The sequence below is a fragment of the Amycolatopsis sp. FU40 genome (assembly GCF_021903635.1).
GTDB lineage: Bacteria > Actinomycetota > Actinomycetes > Mycobacteriales > Pseudonocardiaceae > Amycolatopsis > Amycolatopsis dendrobii.
This window is the reverse complement of sequence record NZ_CP091381.1, coordinates 9885615-9902352: the sequence shown is the minus strand read 5'-3', so window position 1 is coordinate 9902352 and position 16738 is coordinate 9885615. Positions and strand designations below refer to the sequence as shown.

The following is a 16738-nucleotide window of genomic DNA, read 5'->3' as shown; positions in this document are numbered from 1 at the left end:
CGACGGCGCGACGCGAGCGCGACATCCCCGAGCAGCCGGAACCGGGTGAAACCGGACGTCTCAGCGCAGCCGGACCGCCAGTTCGAAGACCGGATCGTCGAGGCCTGCTTGACCGGGATCGCACAGGAAGATCTGGCGCGGCTTCCAGTCGGCCTGCACGTCGCGGTCGGTCAGCCAGCGGTGCAGCGACTCGGCGCCGAGCGCGGTCATCATGTTCGCCTTCGGCACGGTGACGTACGCCTCGCGGCCCGCGTCGTCGGTGCTGAGCGTCATCTCCGGGAAGGCGATCTCACCGCCGTCAGGGTCGATCGGACAGCAGAATTCGACCAGGCCGTCGCTGTCATTGCCGATTTCCCCGTGGTAGCGCAGGAACGGCCGCCCGGCGCTGCCTTCCGGGCGCGGGACCGCCGGGCCGCCGAAGAACGCGAACAGCGGGGCGGCGAACGCGCCGATCCGGTCGGCGGTCAGGTGCTCGGAGGCGACGAGCAGCGTGCGGGCGGGCATTTCGCGGACGGACACGTCGTACATCGGGGTTTCCTTCCCGGCCAGTCGGTCGAGGAAGAACCCGGCGAGTTCCTGCTTGGCGCGCCACTCGCGCTCCTGCTCCTCCCAGTACGCGCGGACCTCGGCCGCCGCGGCTTCCGGCGGCAGGTCGAGGACGGTCCGGATCCGCGGCAGCGGCATTTCGATCCGGCGCAACTGGACGACTTGCCGGGCCCGGTCGAGCTGGTCCGGCGAGTACCAGCGGTAGCCGGTGTCCGGGTCGACGCGGGCAGGCGGCAGCAGGTTCATCTCGTCGTACAGCCGCAGCGCTTTGGGCGAAAGGCGGGCCAGGCGCGCGAACGCGCCGATGGTCAGCAGGTCCGTCATGGGTTCTCCCTCGTTCGGAACACCCTGAGCGTGGGGCCGGTCCCGAGGGGAAGGTCAAGCGCGGCGGCCCCGGCGTTCCGGTCCCTCGCGGAACCGAGGGGAAGGCGGGCGGCGAGGGCGGGGAAGGGAGAAAGACGGGCGGGCCCGGTTCCCCCTCGCCCGGGCCCGCCCCGTTGCCTTCGCACGCACTCGACCGGCCACTCCGGGCAGTGCCCCGGCGATTCGCCGTACGGTCCCCCGCGGACGCCGACGAATTTCGTACCGGGATGCGACTCCGGGTGTCCATTCCCCGGAACTTCGGACTCCCGGGCCGCTCGGCCGATCGACCCATCCCCGGTCGATCGAACGGATTGCCACTGTAGGTAGCCAAAGCGCCGTTTTGAAGGCTCCATAAGGTCTACTCGGTTGCTCTGAGTAGCACTAGGGCCGAAGGTCACCTGTCACCCGGATGGAGTATCACCTGGTGGCGGTAAGTAGCTCACTGAATAGGGAAGATCAGCGTTGCGTGGTCACGTTCGGTGAATATTCACCGCGGACTGCGCCGCTTGCTGGTCCTCCGTCAGGATGGCACGCCGCCGGCGGGCGCGGAGTTCCAGGGTCGCGAAAGCCAGCGCGACCAGCGTGAGCCCGGCCGCGCAGCACATCGCCGCGGTGAGCGCGGTCTGGTGCCCGGCGGTCGCGACCACGGATTCGAACACCGACGCCAGCACGGCCGTGCCGATCGCGGTGCCGATCCGCTGGCCGGTCTGCAGCGCTCCCCCGGCGACGCCGGCCAGCCGGTTCGGCACGCATTCGAGCGTGAGCGTCGTATTCGGCGAGATCACCATCCCGCCGCCGATCCCGCCGACCAGCAGCGGACCGGCTACCGCGAATCCCGCGGCCGACGGCGGCACGAGTTGCACGACCAATCCCACTGCCAGCAGCGAGAGCGCGACGATGCTCAGGCCCAGGACAGTCAGCTTCCGGCCGAACCGGGCCACGAGCCGTCCGGCGACAGCCGCCGTCACAGCCGAACTCAGTGCGAACGGCGTGACCGCCAGCCCCGACTGCAGCGGCGTGTACCCGAGCCCCTGCTGGAAGAAGAGCGCGAACACCAGCCAGATCCCGGCGAAACCGCAGAAGTACAGCGCCCCGACCGCAGCGCCGCTCGCGTAGCCCGGGGTGCCGGTGAAGAGCCGGATGTCCAGCAGCGGCGGCCGGTTCTTCCGCACGACCCGCCGTTCCCACCACACGAAGACGGCGCCGAAGACGATCGCCACCCCGAACAGCCACCAGAACCGGCCGAGCCCGCCCCGTTCGGATTGCACGAGCGGCAGCAGCACGCCGAGCACCGCGACGGCCAGCAGCACGATCCCGGCATAGTCGATTTCCGTGCGCAGCCGGAGTTTCCGCCGGTCTGTCCGCGGCAGCAGCTTCATCGCGAGCCCGAACGCGATCGCACCGATCGGCACGTTCACGTAGAACACCCACCGCCAGCCGTCCGGGTCGCCGAACAGCGCGAGGATCACGCCGCCGAGCACCGGCCCGACCGCGGTGGAGATGCCGACGACCGCGCCGAACATGCCGAACGCCCGCCCGCGCTCGGCACCGCGGAACAGATCCTGGATCAGGCCGCTGTTCTGCGGCGTCAGCATGCCCGCGGCGCAGCCCTGGGCCAGCCGGGCGGCGACGAGCGTCGCCGGATCGGGGGCCGCGCCGGCGAGCGCGCTCGTCGCGACGAACGCGGCCAGTGCGATCAGGAACATCCGGCGGCGGCCCAGCGCGTCGCCGAGCCTGCCGCCGGTGACCAGGACCAGGCCGAAGGCGAGCGCGTAGCCCGAGACCACCCACTGGATGGCGCCCGCGCCGGTGTTGAGGTCGCGCTGGATCGAGGGCAGAGCCGTGTTGACGATGCTGACGTCCAGCAGCGTCATGAACCCGGCGGTGAGAGTGACCGCGAGCGCCCGCCAGCGACGGGGATCCGGCTCCGCCCCGGTCATCAGGTGTTGGCGGTGATCCCAGGGATGCCCTTGAGCTCACCGATGAGCATCGAACTGACCTTCACCGGGTAATCGTAAAGCGCGAAGACCGTCTGGTTCTTGCCGACGAGCTTGAGGTGCACCGGCGTATCGCCCTTGTGCGCCAGCAACGTCGACTTCAGTTCGCTGACCACGGCCTGGTCGATCTTCTCGGCGGCGGCCAGCAGCACCAGCGGCGGTTCCTCGTCGCCGTTGCCGATCTCGGAGAGGTCCAGAGGCACGAGCCCACCGCCGAACACCGACATCTTGTCCTCGCGCCAGTTGACCCGGCCCTTCACCAGCACCGCGTTGTCCTCGACCAGGTCCGCGGCGAACATCGAGTACGCCTTGGCGAAGAACAGCACCTCGAGCGCGGCGTCCATGTCCTCGACGGTGCAGATCGCCCAGGGCTCGCCCTTCTTGTTGACCCGGCGTTCGAGCGAGGTGAGCAGGCCGGAGATGACGACCTCACCCTCCTTCGGTGGGTCGGCGAGCAGTGCGGCGATCGGCTTCGGCGCGTGTTTGCGCAGGATGCGCTCGGCTCCGTCGAGCGGGTGCGCCGACACGTACAGGCCCAGCATTTCTCGTTCGTAGGCGAGGAGCTGCTTGCGCGGGTACTCCTCCTCGCCGAACTTGAGGTGCGCGAGCGGCGAGGAGGACGGCGCCGCCTCGGCCGCGTCTCCGTCGTCGGCTCCGAACGAGCCGAACAGGTCGAACTGGCCCATCGCTTCCTGGCGCTTGAGCGGGACGACGGCTTCCACCGCGTCCTCGTGCACCTGGATCATCGACAGCCGGGTGTGCCCCATCGAGTCGAAGGCACCCGCCTTGATCAGCGATTCGATCACTCGCTTGTTGCAGGCCACCAGCTCCGATTTGTCCAGGAACTCGGTGAACGAGGAGTACTTGCCCTTCTCCTCGCGCGTCTTGATGATCGACTCCACCACGTTCGCGCCCACGTTGCGCACCGCGCCCAGACCGAAGCGGATGTCGTTCCCGACGGCCGCGAACCGCAAAGCCGACTCGTTCACGTCCGGCGGCAGCACCTTGATCCCCAGCCGGCGGCACTCCGACAGATAAATCGCGGACTTGTCCTTGTTGTCACCCACCGACGTGAGCAGCGCGGCCATGTACTCCGCGGTGTAGTTCGCCTTGAGGTAGGCGGTCCAGTACGCGATCAGGCCGTACGCGGCGGCGTGCGACTTGTTGAACGCGTACCCGGCGAACGGGAGAATCGTGTCCCACAGCGCCTTGACCGCTTCCGGCGAGAAGCCGCCCTCGACGAGCGGGCTGGACTTCATGCCCTCTTCGAAGCCCTCGTACTCCTTCTCGAGGACTTCCTTCTTCTTCTTGCCCATCGCGCGGCGGAGCGTGTCCGCTCGGCCCATCGTGTAGCCCGCGACCTTCTGGGCGATCTGCATGATCTGCTCTTGGTAGACGATCAGGCCGTAGGTCTCGGACAGGATCTCCCGCAGCGGTTCCTCCAGCTGCGGGTGGATGGGCTTGATCTGCTGCCGGTTGTTCTTGCGGTCGGCGTAGTCGTTGTGCGCGTTCATGCCCATCGGACCGGGCCGGTACAGCGCGAGCACCGCGATGATGTCCTCGAACCCGGTCGGCAGCATGCGCCGCAGCAGGTCGCGCATCGCGCCGCCGTCGAGCTGGAACACGCCGAGCGTGTCTCCCCGGCCGAGAAGCTTGTACGCCTCGGGGTCGTCGAAGCCGAGCCGGTCGAGGTCGATCTCCTCGCCGCGGTTGGCCTTGATGTTCTCCAGCGCGTCGCCGATGACGGTCAGGTTGCGCAGGCCGAGGAAGTCCATCTTCAGCAGGCCGATGGCCTCGCAGGAGGGATAGTCCCAGCCGGTGATGATCGAGCCGTCGTCGCGCTGCCACACCGGGATCGCGTCGGTGAGCGGCTCGCTCGACATGATCACCGCGCAGGCGTGCACGCCTGCGTTGCGGATCAGGCCTTCGAGGCCGCGAGCGGTCTCGAAGATCGTCTTGCACTCTTCGTCGGTCTCGACCAGGGTGCGGACCTCGGCGGCCTCGGCGTAGCGCTCGTGCTTCGAGTCGACGATGCCCGACAGCGGGATGTCCTTCGCCATGATCGGCGGCGGCAGCGCCTTCGAAATCCGGTCCGCGATCGAGTAGCCCGGCTGGCCGAAGTGCACGCGGGCGGAGTCCTTGATCGCCGCCTTGGTCTTAATCGTGCCGAAGGTGATCACCTGCGCGACCCGGTCCGAGCCGTACTTGTCGGTGGCGTACCGGATCATCTCGCCGCGGCGGCGGTCGTCGAAGTCGATGTCGATATCGGGCATCGACATGCGCTCCGGGTTCAGGAACCGCTCGAACAGCAGCTTCTGCGGGATCGGGTCGAGGTTGGTGATGCCGAGCGCGTACGCGACGAGCGCGCCCGCGGCGGAACCACGGCCGGGGCCGACCAGGATGCCGACCTCCCGCGCGTGCTGGATGAGGTCGGCGGTGATGAGGAAGTAGGACGGGAAGCCCTTGCCCTCGATGACGCCGAGTTCGTAATCGCAGCGTTCCTCGTAGCCGTCCGGGACGCCTTCGGGGAACCGCCACTTGAGACCCTCGGCTACCTGATGGCGCAGCCACGAAGCGTCGGTGTGGCCTTCGGGGACGTCGAAGACCGGCATCCGGTCCTTGTGCGTGTACACGTCCTCGTACGACTCGACCCGCTCCGCGATCAGCAGCGTGTTGTCCGCCGCCCCCGGGACCTCCTTGTCCCAGTACTCCCGCATCTCCTCCGCCGACTTCAGGAAATAGCCGTCCCCGTCGAACTTGAACCGCGTCGGATCGTTCAACGTCTTCCCGGCCTGCACGCACAACAACGCCGAATGCGTGTCCGCCTGGTCCTTCGTCACATAATGCGAATCATTCGTCGCCAGCGGCGGCAGGTCCAGCAGCTTCCCGATCTCCAGCAGCCCCTCCCGCACCGACCGCTCGATCGGCAAACCGTGATCCATCAACTCCAGGAAAAAATTCCCCGCCCCGAAAATGTCCTTGTAATCCGAAGCCGCCTGGATCGCCGCCTCCCGCTGCCCCAGCCGCAACCGGGTCTGCACCTCGCCCGACGGACACCCCGTCGTCGCGATGATCCCCTCCGCGTTCTCCGCGATCAGCTCACGATCCATCCGCGGCTTGCGGTAATACCCCTGAATCGACGCCAGCGACGACAGCTTGAACAGATTCCGCAACCCCGTCGCGTTCCCCGCCACCATCGTCATGTGCGTATACGCACCGCCGCCCGACACATCGCCGCCCTCGCCGAACTCGTCCGACCCCCGCTGCGACGCCTGCCCCCAGAACACCGGCTTCTTGTGAAACCGGCTTTCCGGCGCGACATACGCCTCGATCCCGATGATCGGCTTGATCCCGTGCTTCTTCGACGTCTGATAAAACTCGTCCCCGCCGTACATGTTCCCGTGATCGGTCATCCCCACCGCAGGCATCCCCAACCGGGCCGCCTCCGCGAAAAGAGGACCGATCTTCGCCGCACCGTCCAGCATCGAGTACTCAGTGTGGACGTGCAGGTGGACGAAAGAATCGTTCGACACCAGCGAAAACCTCCCCTAGGCAGACGGCTTCCCGGCTCCGGTCGACGCGGCGGGCCCGGGCTGCCCACCCTAGTCCGCCGCGGTCCGGCCGTTCCGTCTGGATCCTCTCTCTTCCGTGGGCCGAGCGCGCCCGCGACGCGCCGGGACGCGTTCGGCGTGGTGATCGCCGGTGCGCCCCTCGAGTACCCGGACACGGTCGCACCCGGCACCGACAAAACCGGGGCCGTCGAGAGCCCGGCCGCCCAGAGTCACCCGGGAGCGTGAACCAGCCCACAACCGCCGAGCAAGGGGCCATGGCACCGCTTGACAGCGGACGGGCCGGAACCGACGATCCGTCGCGTGAACCTGTCTGACAGCCGGGCAGCCGGACCGCTCCCCCGGCGCGTCAGCGCGATGGAAGCCGTCCTCGGCCATCTGCGGCAGGCGATCGAGCACGGCGAGTACGCGGTCGGCGACCAACTGCCGTCGGAGGCCGCGCTGAGCAGGGAGTTCGAGGTCAGCCGCTCGGTCGTGCGCGAGGCGCTGCGCGGACTGCAGGCACTCGGGCTGACCGTGTCGCGCACCGGCCGCGGCACGTTCGTCACCGCGAGCGGCCCGCCGGAGAACCCTACGTTCGGCGATTACTCGGCCCGCGACCTGGTCGAAGTGCGCAGGCACGTCGAGGTTCCGGTGGCCGCCTACGCCGCGCGCCGCCGCGACGCCGACCAGCTCGCCCGCCTCGCCGATCTCGTCGACCGGATGGACGCCGAGACCGCCGACGCCGCGTGGGTCGCGCTCGATTCGCAGTTTCACGTCACGATCGCACGGGCATCAGGCAATCCGGTGTTCGCGAAGGTGATCGAGGAGATCCGCGACGCACTGGCCCGCCAGTCGGCGTTCCTGAACCAGCTCGGCGGACGGCGCGCCCAGTCGAACGTCGAGCACCGGCGCATCGTCACGGCGATCGCCGAAGGCGAGGAAGACGCGGCGGCGGCCGCGATGACCGAGCATCTCGATCACGTCGAGAAGACCCTGACCACGATCGTCCGACCGGCGCGCGCCGGCGAAGCAGAAACAGGTACCACCGCGTGACTGAAGAAACCCTGCCCGCGACTGCCGCGGCGGACACCGCCGACGCGGGCGACGCCGGATACCGCAAGGCGCTGAAATCCCGGCACATCAACATGATCGCCATCGGCGGCGCGATCGGCACCGGTCTGTTCCTCGGAGCGGGCGGACGGCTCGCGCAGGCCGGCCCGGCGCTCGCGATCGTGTATGCGGTGTGCGGGCTCTTCGCGTTCTTCGTGGTGCGCTCGCTCGGCGAACTGATCCTGCACCGGCCGTCGTCCGGCGCGTTCGTGTCCTACGCGCGCGAGTTCATGGGCGAGAAGGGCGCGTACATCGCGGGCTGGATGCACTTCCTCAACTGGTCGACGACCGGCATCGCGGACATCACCGCCATCGCGCTGTACGCGCACTTCTGGTCGTTCTTCACGCCGATCCCGCAGTGGGTGCTGGCGCTGATCGCGCTGGCGGTCGTGCTGTCGCTGAACCTCGTGTCGGTGAAGCTGTTCGGCGAGATGGAATTCTGGTTCTCGATCGTCAAGGTCGCCGCGCTGGTGCTGTTCCTGATCGTCGGCGTCGTCCTGCTGGTGACGCAGCATCCGATCGACGGCCACGTGCCCGGTCCGCAGCTGATCTCCGACCACGGCGGCGTGTTCCCCGCGGGCATCCTGCCGATGATCCTGATCGTGCAGGGCGTCGTGTTCGCCTACGCCTCGTGCGAACTCGTCGGCGTCGCGGCGGGCGAAACGGAGAACCCGAAGAAGATCGTGCCCAAGGCGATCAACTCGATCATGTGGCGGATCGCGCTGTTCTACGTCGGCTCGGTCGTGCTGCTGGCGATGCTGCTGCCGTGGGACGCCTACTCGGCCGGCCAGAGCCCGTTCGTGACGGTGCTCGCGAAACTGGGCGTGCCCGGCGCGGACAGCATCATGAACCTGGTCGTGCTGACCGCCGCGCTGTCGAGCCTCAACTCCGGGCTCTACTCGACCGGGCGGATCCTGCGCTCGATGTCGCTGGCCGGGTCCGCGCCGAAGTTCACCGGCGTGATGAACCGCAACCAGGTGCCCTACGGCGGGATCCTGCTGACGTCGTCGGTGTGCGTGGTCGGCGTCGGGCTGAACTACGTGGTGCCGAAGGACGCGTTCGAGATCGTGCTGAACTTCGCCGCCGTCGGCATCCTCGGCACCTGGGCGATCATCGTGCTCAGCCACCTGCTGTTCGTGCGGAAGGCCAAGCGCGGCGAGGTGACCCGGCCGCACTTCCGGCTGCCGTTCTCGCCCTACACCGAAATCGCGACGCTCGCGTTCCTCGCCGCCGTCGTCGTCCTGATGGGCTTCGACAAGACCGGCCGGATCACCCTGATGGCGTTGCCGGTGATCGTCGTCGCGCTGGTGGTGGGCTGGTTCGTCGTGCGCAAGCGGATCGACATGAGCGCGTTCGACAAGGCAGAAGCGTCGTGATCCCGCAGGAACGCGAACCGCGGCACGTCCCGCTGGTCCACCTTCTGCGCGACGGCATGGTCGAAGGCGTCCACCACGGTTCGGTCGTCGTGCTCGCTCCGGACGGTTCGACGCTGTTCGAGGCAGGCGACCCGGACGTCGCGATATACCCGCGCTCGACCGCGAAACCCTTGCAGGCCGCCGCGATGGCCCGTCTCGGACTGCGCCTCGGCCCGTCCGGTTTCGCGATCGCCGCGGCCAGCCACTCCGGCGAACCGCGGCACCTCGAAGCGGCGGCTGCCGTGCTGGAAAGCCGCGGCTTCACCGAAACCGATCTGGGCAACCCCGCCGACCTGCCGTACGACCCGGTCGAGCGAGACGCCTGGATCGCCGGCGGACGGCAACCGTCGCGGCTCGCCCACAACTGCTCCGGCAAGCACGCCGCGATGCTGGCGGTCTGCCAAGAGCAGCGATGGGACGTCGGCGGCTACCTCGATCCGGCACATCCGTTGCAGCGCGCGATCCGGGAAACCGTCGAGGAGCTGACCGGGCAAACCGTGCCGCGCGTAGCCACGGACGGTTGCGGCGCGCCCCTGTTCGCACTCTCCCTTCGGGGCTTGGCGAGGGCCGCGTCGCGGATCGCGACCGCGCCGGATGGTTCGCCGGAATCGCTGGTGGCCAACGGAATCCGGCAGCGTCCAGACCTGGTGGCAGGAACCCGGCGCGACGTCACCCGGCTCATGCAGGCTGTGCCAGGGCTGATCGCGAAGGACGGTTTCGAGGCGGTCCAGCTCGCCGCATTGCCGAACGGAACCGCCGTGGCGCTGAAGATCGCGGACGGCGGCGACCGGGCGCGGCCCGCGGTACTCGCCGCGGCGTTGGCGCGAGCAGACGTCGACCCAGAACTACTCGCCCCATTCAGCGACCCCGCCCTGCGGGTGACGGACGCACTCGCCGCCTAGGTCCGTGAGGGGAATCCTCATTGACTCTGATTTTTCTTCAGGTTCCCCTCACGGCCGTCCACCGGACCCACCACTCGCAAACCTCAGCCGACGCACCCGGCTGTCGAGGCACCCAGCCCACGCGAGCCGCTTCTCAGCAGGAGCGGAACAGTAGCGACTCGCGTACGTTCGATTACGTGCTGAACCGAATCGTCGACCGGCTGCTCGGTCTCCCCGCCGCCGAGGACCCGGCCCCCACCGCCGTCAAGGGCCTCCGCGTCCCGATGCACGACGGCGCGCACCTCCTAGCCGACCGCTACGCCCCGTCCGGCCTGACGACCGGCCCAGTCGTCCTGATCCGCACCCCCTACGGCCGCACCGGCCCCCTCGCCAAACTCTTCGGCGAAACCTTCGCGCGCCACGGTCTGCAGACAGTCCTGCAAAGCACCCGCGGCACCTTCGGCTCCGAAGGCGAGTTCCGCCCGTTCCACACCGAACGCGAGGACGGGATCGCCACCGCCGAATGGCTGCGCGCCCAGCCCTGGTGCGACGGGCGGATCGCCATGGCGGGCGCGAGCTACCTCGGCCACACCCAGTGGGCAGTCGGCCCGTACCTCGATCCGCCGCTCGAAGCCATGTGCCTCGGGATCACCGCGTCGGAATTCGTCAGCACGTTCTATCCGGGCGGGGTGCTCGCGGCGGACAACATGGTGTCCTGGTCGGCCATGATCGGGAAGCAGGAGGAGCGGTTCGCCGCGCTGCCGAACCCGCTGCAGACGCGGCGCACGCGCAACGCGATGGCGTATCTGCCGATCGCGGGCGCGGACGTGGCGGCGATCGGCAAGCCGGTGCGGTTCCTCCAGGACGTCACCGAGCACGCGGACCCGGACGACGACTTCTGGCAGATGTCGGACCACAGCGCCGAAGTCGCGAAGCTCGACGTGCCGGTCAGCATGGTCACCGGCTGGTACGACCTGTTCATCCGCGCGCAGATGCGGGACTTCCGCACGCTGCAGGACGCCGGGCGGTCGCCGCGGATCACCGTCGGCCCGTGGTCGCACGGCGAACCGGCGAGCTTCCGCGTGCTGATCCAGGACCAGCTCGGCTTCCTGCGCGCGCACCTCGCCGACGACCGCACCCAGTTGCAGCGCTCCCCCGTGCGGATCTTCCTTCAGCAGGCGTCGGCCTGGCTCGATTTCGACCAGTGGCCGCCCGCTTCCGAGCCCACGCACGCGCATCTGCGCCCGGTCGGCGGCCTCGGCGAAACGGTGCCGGGCGAGGCGCTGCCCACGCCCTTCACCTACGACCCGGCGGATCCGACCCCGGCCGTCGGCGGGCCGTTGCTGATGGGAAAGACCAAGCAACGCGACAATTCCGAGGTCGAGGCGCGCGACGACGTGCTGGTGTTCACCGGCGAACCGCTGGTGCACGACGTCGACGTGATCGGCGATGTGTCCGCCACCGTGTTCGTGCGGACCGAATTGGCCGACGCGGACGTGTACGTGCGGCTGTGCGACGTCGACCCAGGAGGCATCTCGCGCAACGTCACCGACAGAATCCTGCGGCTGCGTCCCGGTGCTCCGGAAGCCGACGCCGACGGCGTGGTGCGGGCCGAGGTGGAACTCGACCCGACCGCGTACCGCTTCCGCCGCGGGCACCGGTTGCGCGTTCAGGTCGCGGGCGGCGCGTTCCCCCGGTTCGCGCGCAATCACGGTACGGGAGAACGGGTTTCGTCCGCGGTGCGCGGCACGCCGAACCGGTTCGAGGTGTTCCACGACGCCACCCGGCCGTCGCGGGTCACGCTGCCGGTCTTTACTCGGTGACCATTACTGAATGACCGCGCGCTGATGCGTCGTCAGCCTGCCGTCGTCGTGCAGCACATGCAGCAGGAGCGACGGCGGGCTGTCGAAGTCCAGCGGCCCGCCCTCGTCCCAGCCGCGGCCCGAGCCGGGTTCCACCGGCAGCAGTGATCCGGACACCACGCCCGGCGCGATCCGCACCGGCACGCCCGCGAACTCCGTCGCCGCGCCGGTGTGGACGTGCCCGCACAGCAGCGCCGCGACGCCGGGATGCCGCTTCAGCACGGCGGCGAGGCGCTCTTCGCCGGTCTGGCGGATCGCGTCCACCAGCGGCACCCCGACGTCGAGCGGCGGGTGGTGGAACGCGACCAGCGACGGACCGTCGTGACCGGCGAGCGTGTCGTCCAGCCAGGCGAGCGTCTCGTCGGCGAGGTAGCCGGCGCCCTTGCCCGGGATCGTCGAATCGCACGACACGAGCAGCACATCGGCCACCTTGGTCGCGGAGTTCACCGGTGCGTCGCTGGCGAGTTCGCCGAGCAGCACCTCACGAAACTGCGCGCGGACATCGTGGTTTCCGGGGCAGACCACCACCGGCGCCGGGAGGTCCAGCAGTTCGGCCGCGCGACGGTACTCCTTGGGCAGGCCGTGATCGGCGATGTCGCCGGTGGCGAACACGGCGTCGACCGGCTTTTCGAGGTTTCGCAGGTACCGCGCCACCGCGGCGGCCCGTGCGTCGGCGCGCTCGCTGCCGTCGAGGTGGATGTCGGAGAGATGCGCGAAAACCCGCACCGGATCAGCTCCCTTTCAAGTACGTCAACGCTTTCACCCAGTTCCGGACGAGCAGCGCGGACGCGCCGGGCAGGTCGTCCGCCCGCAGGGCCGCCGCGATCTCGCGGTGTTCGGCCACGCTCTCCGCCACTCGGTCCCGCCCGCCGAAGTATGCCGTCTCGTAGCGTTTGAGCAACGGTTTTGTCTGCTCGATCAAGCGCAGCAGATGCGGGTTGTCGCAGCGGGACGTGAGCAGCGCGTGCCAGCGGTCGTCCGCCGCGGGGAGATCGCAGGAATCGGCTATCTCGTCGGAAATCCGGTCGAGCGCGTCCGGGAGCGAGGCGAGTTCGAGCGGCGAGGTCCAGCGCAACGCGAGCGCTTCCAGTTCGGCGACCAGCGGGTAGAGCCGACGTGCTTCCTGCGGGTCGAACGGCGCGACCAGGAACCCGCGGCCCGGCGCGGCGATGAGCAGCCCGCGGTCGGCCAGTCCGATCAACGCCTCGCGCAACGGCGTCCGGGAGACACCCAGCTCGTTCGCCAGGTGCACCTCGTTGATCCGGGTGTCGGCGGGAAACCGTCCGTCGAGGACACGCGCGGTGATCTCCTCGATAAGTTCACCGCGCAGGAGTCTCTTGACCATGTGATGAGTATTGCACACAGTTTGCTCGTACTGTATTCAGTTCATATGGCCAGCTCTTTCGATGTCGACCGCGCACGGTACGAAACGCCGGGGTGCGTCGGAGTCACGCACTTCAACAACGCCGGCTCCGCCCTTCCTCCCGCGCGCGTCACCGACACCGTGATCGACTATTTGCGCACCGAATCCCTGCTCGGCGGCTACGAAGCGGCCGAGCAGGCCAAGGACCGCCTCGACGGCGTGTACACCTCGATCGCGCGGCTGCTCAACGCCGCCCCGGACGACATCGCGCTCAGCGACAACGCGACGCGCTCGTGGCAGGCGATCTTCTACGCGCTGCCCTTCGGACCGGGCGACCGGATCCTCACCGCGAGCGCCGAATACGCCAGCAACGCCATCGCCTACCTCCAGATCGCGCGGCGGACCGGAGCGACCGTCGAGGTCGTGGACAACGACGAAACCGGCCAGCTCGACGTCGACGACCTGCGCCGCCGCATCGACTCCGACGTCAAGCTCATCGCGGTGACCCACGTCCCCACGCAGGGCGGCCTGGTGAACCCCGCGGAGGAAATCGGAGCCGTCGCCCGCGAGGCAGGCGTCCCGTTCCTGCTCGACGCGTGCCAGTCGGCCGGCCAGCTGGACCTCGACGTCGAACGCATCGGCTGCGACGCCCTGACCACCACCGGCCGGAAGTACCTGCGCGGCCCGCGCGGCACCGGCTTTCTGTACGTGCGCCCGCGCCTGCGCGACCGCCTCGAACCGGCGATGCTCGACCTGCACTCGGCCAAGTGGACCTCCCCCGCCGAGTACGTCGTCGATCCGACCGCAAAGCGATTCGAGGTGTGGGAACGCGATTACGCCGCCGTACTCGGCCTCGGCGCGGCTGTGGACTACGCGCTCGAATGGGGCCTGCCCGCGATCGAAGAACGCGTCACCGCCCTGGCCGCGACCCTGCGCTCCCGCCTGGCCGAGCTGGACCGAGTCACCGTGCACGACGCCGGCGCGCGCAAATGCGGCCTCGTGACCTTCAGCGTCGACGGACTGCCCGCGGACGAGATCAAGGACCGCCTGAACGCGGCGAAGATCAACACGAGCGTCGCGCATCCGTCGTCGGCGCAGTACGACTTCACCGCCCGCGACCTGCCGGACCTGGTCCGCGCGTCGGTGCACTACTACAACACGGAGGAGGAAATCGACCGGTTGACCGGGGAGGTCGCCGCACTCACACGGTAGCTGGAGATCACCCGTTTGACGCAGTATCCAGCACCGCCGAAGCCGCCTCTTGTCTCGCGTACACCCGCGGAGTGCGCTGCGGCCGGGCCTGTCGAGGGGGCAGGCCCGACGGGGCAGGGGGAGGAAAGGGAAGGCCTCCTGGGCCGGGATTGATGGGGGAACCCGGCCCAGGGGGCCTTCTCTTGTGCCTAGACCAGCGCCGCCGACGGATCGGAGTCGCGCAGCGCCTCGACCACCGCACGGGCGTTCTTGACGCTCGCCGCCTTCGAATAGGTGTTCTTCGTCCCGCTCATCGCCCGGCTGAAGCCCGAGTGGTACACGGCGTGCACTTCGACCAGGCGGCTGTCGTCCTCGTCGTAGACGTAGATCTGCACCGCCCAGCTGCCGATGTTCTTGTCGTGCGAGGCGACCGCGCTGAAGACCGGCTGGCGCAGCACGTCCGCGAACGGATCGTCGTCCTGGTCGATCTTGCCGAAGACGACGCGCCTGCCGCCCAGTGCGTTCTGGAAAACCCGCGCGATCTCTCCCGCGGACAAAGACGATCTCGCCTGAATGACGTCACTTGGCATCTCTCAACCCGTTCTGGTCGACAATTTCCGGTGAATTGCGGAACCCGCGACGCACAAGTCGGCATGAACCGAATAGCTGGTACCCGAATTCGCCGACAGAGACCGAACCGTGACGCGCCCGGCTCACCGCCCCTGCCGCGTCTCCCCCGCACGACGGCGGCTCTCGGCGGCCAGCTCCTCCTGGCGGCGGCGCTTCCGTTCAGCCTCTTCGCGCTTCTGCTTGTCCGCGAACTCCTTCTGCTGCCGCTGGACCCGCTTCGCCGCTTCGGCATCGGCCTGCCGATGGTGGCCGTAGTCCGGCGGCGGGGTGTAAGGCATGAGAACCTCCAGCATCGCGTGACGGTTTCACTGACGCGCGAATCGACATCAGCACGTCCAGAGTCGGCACGGCGAAACGGCTTGTTACAACTGCCCGGTCCACGGTTTTCGGATATCGGCAGCAATTCCTGAGCAGTCTCGGCGGATTGTTTAAAACGCTCAGGCGGAGCCAGGTTCCGACCGTGCGGCGAAAACAAGCCGACCCCATCCGGTGAAGCTTTCACCGGATGGGGTCGGCCGGACAACGGTGGGCGCAGCAGGGATCGAACCTGCGACCGCTCGGGTGTAAACCGAGTGCTCTCCCGCTGAGCTATGCGCCCGCACGCCGGAGCGGGAAACCCCGCCCCGGCGAAACGAAACCGATCAGGCGGTCAGTTCCTCGACCGCCTTCTTCCACCCAGCCTGGTCGCGCGCCTCGCCCGGCGCGTTGACCTCGGCGAAGCGGACCACGCCTTCGGTGTCGATCAGGAAGGTGCCGCGGACGGCGAGCCCTGCCTGGTCGTTGAAGACGCCGTACTTCTGGGCCACCTCGCCGTGCGGCCAGAAGTCCGACAGCAGCGGGAACTGGTAGCCCTCGACCTCGGCCCACGCCTTGAGCGAGAACGGCGTGTCGACCGAGACGCCCAGCACCTGGACGCCCTTGCCGTCGTAGTCGCCGAACTCGTCGCGCAGCTGGCACAGTTCGCCGGTGCAGATCCCGCTGAAGGCGAACGGGTAGAACACCAGCAGTACCGGCTTGTCGCCCTTGAACTGCGACAGCGTGACCGGCTGCTTGTTGTAGTCGTTGAGCGTGAAGTCAGGGGCCTGCGAACCGACCTCGACGGCCATACCGGCGATTCCTCTCCAGAGCGAACACGAGCGTGCCGCCCACCCTATCGCGGCCTCAGCGCTGCTTGGCCTTCGAGGACTTCGGCGACACCAGGCGGGTGCCCAGCCAGCCGGGGCCCACGCTGATGTTGGCAGTCTGGGCGAGCCCGACCTGGGGCACCGCCTCGGCGATGTCGCTGGGCTCGACGTGCCCGGGCTGCCCGGTCTTCGGGGTCAGCACCCAGATCACGCCGTTCTCGTCCAGCGGACCTCGCGCGTCGACCAGCGCGTCCCCGAGGTCTCCGTCGTTGTCGCGCCACCACAGCAGCACAACGTCGATGACCTCCTGCGCGTCTTCGTCGAGGAGCTCACCGCCGATGGTTTCCTCGATCGCCGCGCGGACGTCGTCGTCGACGTCCTCGTCCCAGCCGATCTCCTGGACCACCATGTCCGGCTTGATGCCAAGGCTCTCGGCGACGCCGGCGTTGCCTGCGTCTCCCGCGGCGACCACTGCTTCCACTCCTCCAACTACGACGGAGCGCGGCGGTCGGTCCGCCGCACTCGGATACACGGTTGTCGAACAGCGAACACTGACGCGGCGCTGCGCGCAACCGTCCACACCGGATCTTTGGCAAGTCGTGTCTGCAGAGTAGGGGCCCGCCGCCCCCTTGCCTGACTCCGGGTGGCACTCAGTACCCCACCACTGCGAAGGTCTCCCCGGGAGCCTCCTTTAGGGTGGAGGAG

Annotated in this window: 14 protein-coding genes and 1 tRNA gene; 5 read left to right on the top strand and 10 right to left on the bottom strand. The window is 68.6% G+C overall.

Going from position 1 to position 16738, the window contains the following annotated elements; translation table 11 throughout:
• Nucleotides 1–60: 60 nt before the first annotated feature.
• The 3 genes from L3Q65_RS47085 to dnaE all read right to left on the bottom strand — a co-directional run bounded on the left by L3Q65_RS47085 (nt 61) and on the right by dnaE (nt 6439).
• The gene (locus L3Q65_RS47085) at nt 61–870 is read right to left on the bottom strand and encodes a MerR family transcriptional regulator (protein ID WP_237598589.1); all 810 of its coding nucleotides are present in this window, start codon (nt 868–870) and stop codon (nt 61–63) included.
• A gap of 509 nt (nt 871–1379) precedes the next feature.
• Complete coding sequence (locus L3Q65_RS47080) at nt 1380–2849, bottom strand: MFS transporter (RefSeq protein ID WP_182896944.1); 1470 nt, start codon at nt 2847–2849, stop codon at nt 1380–1382.
• Nucleotides 2849–6439, bottom strand: coding sequence for a DNA polymerase III subunit alpha (gene dnaE / locus L3Q65_RS47075; RefSeq protein WP_237598588.1), 3591 nt, complete (start codon nt 6437–6439; stop codon nt 2849–2851). Before dnaE ends, L3Q65_RS47080 begins: the two co-directional genes overlap by 1 nt.
• A 393-nt stretch (nt 6440–6832) precedes the next feature.
• On the opposite strand from dnaE, the gene L3Q65_RS47070 reads away from it, so the two are divergent.
• The 4 genes from L3Q65_RS47070 to L3Q65_RS47055 all read left to right on the top strand — a co-directional run bounded on the left by L3Q65_RS47070 (nt 6833) and on the right by L3Q65_RS47055 (nt 11686).
• Nucleotides 6833–7510, top strand: a complete 678-nt coding sequence (locus L3Q65_RS47070; RefSeq protein WP_237601020.1) for a FadR/GntR family transcriptional regulator — start codon at nt 6833–6835, stop codon at nt 7508–7510.
• Nucleotides 7507–8943 carry an amino acid permease gene (locus L3Q65_RS47065; RefSeq protein ID WP_237598587.1) on the top strand — a complete coding sequence of 479 codons (1437 nt, stop codon included), beginning with the start codon at nt 7507–7509 and terminating at the stop codon, nt 8941–8943. The genes L3Q65_RS47070 and L3Q65_RS47065 overlap by 4 nt, the downstream gene beginning before the upstream one ends.
• Complete coding sequence (locus L3Q65_RS47060) at nt 8940–9884, top strand: asparaginase (RefSeq protein ID WP_237598586.1); 945 nt, start codon at nt 8940–8942, stop codon at nt 9882–9884. The genes L3Q65_RS47065 and L3Q65_RS47060 overlap by 4 nt, the downstream gene beginning before the upstream one ends.
• A 176-nt stretch (nt 9885–10060) precedes the next feature.
• On the top strand, nt 10061–11686 hold the full coding sequence (locus L3Q65_RS47055; RefSeq protein ID WP_237598585.1) for a CocE/NonD family hydrolase: 1626 nt from the start codon (nt 10061–10063) through the stop codon (nt 11684–11686).
• Between the two features lie 3 nt (nt 11687–11689).
• Here L3Q65_RS47055 and L3Q65_RS47050 read toward each other — a convergent pair whose 3' ends face one another.
• Entirely contained in the window at nt 11690–12451 is a 762-nt protein-coding gene (locus tag L3Q65_RS47050) for a metallophosphoesterase (protein ID WP_237598584.1), read from the bottom strand.
• 4 nt (nt 12452–12455) lie between these two features.
• Nucleotides 12456–13070, bottom strand: a complete 615-nt coding sequence (locus tag L3Q65_RS47045) for a GntR family transcriptional regulator (RefSeq protein WP_182896688.1) — start codon at nt 13068–13070, stop codon at nt 12456–12458.
• Between the two features lie 45 nt (nt 13071–13115).
• Between L3Q65_RS47045 and L3Q65_RS47040 the strand changes: the two genes are divergently transcribed.
• Nucleotides 13116–14300: an aminotransferase class V-fold PLP-dependent enzyme gene (locus L3Q65_RS47040; RefSeq protein ID WP_237598583.1), complete on the top strand. Its 1185-nt coding sequence runs from the start codon at nt 13116–13118 to the stop codon at nt 14298–14300.
• Nucleotides 14301–14488: 188 nt separating this feature from the next.
• Here L3Q65_RS47040 and L3Q65_RS47035 read toward each other — a convergent pair whose 3' ends face one another.
• The 5 genes from L3Q65_RS47035 to L3Q65_RS47015 all read right to left on the bottom strand — a co-directional run bounded on the left by L3Q65_RS47035 (nt 14489) and on the right by L3Q65_RS47015 (nt 16505).
• Nucleotides 14489–14869, bottom strand: coding sequence for a hypothetical protein (locus L3Q65_RS47035; RefSeq protein WP_182896686.1), 381 nt, complete (start codon nt 14867–14869; stop codon nt 14489–14491).
• 123 nt (nt 14870–14992) lie between these two features.
• Nucleotides 14993–15202 (bottom strand): hypothetical protein, encoded by a 210-nt coding sequence (locus L3Q65_RS47030; protein WP_182896685.1) that lies wholly within the window; start codon nt 15200–15202, stop codon nt 14993–14995.
• A 233-nt stretch (nt 15203–15435) separates the two neighbouring features.
• Nucleotides 15436–15507, bottom strand: a tRNA-Val gene (locus tag L3Q65_RS47025).
• Nucleotides 15508–15550: 43 nt separating this feature from the next.
• Entirely contained in the window at nt 15551–16015 is a 465-nt protein-coding gene (locus L3Q65_RS47020) for a peroxiredoxin (protein ID WP_020657595.1), read from the bottom strand.
• A 55-nt stretch (nt 16016–16070) separates the two neighbouring features.
• Nucleotides 16071–16505 carry a DUF3052 domain-containing protein gene (locus tag L3Q65_RS47015; RefSeq protein WP_009074710.1) on the bottom strand — a complete coding sequence of 145 codons (435 nt, stop codon included), beginning with the start codon at nt 16503–16505 and terminating at the stop codon, nt 16071–16073.
• Nucleotides 16506–16738: the final 233 nt, after the last annotated feature.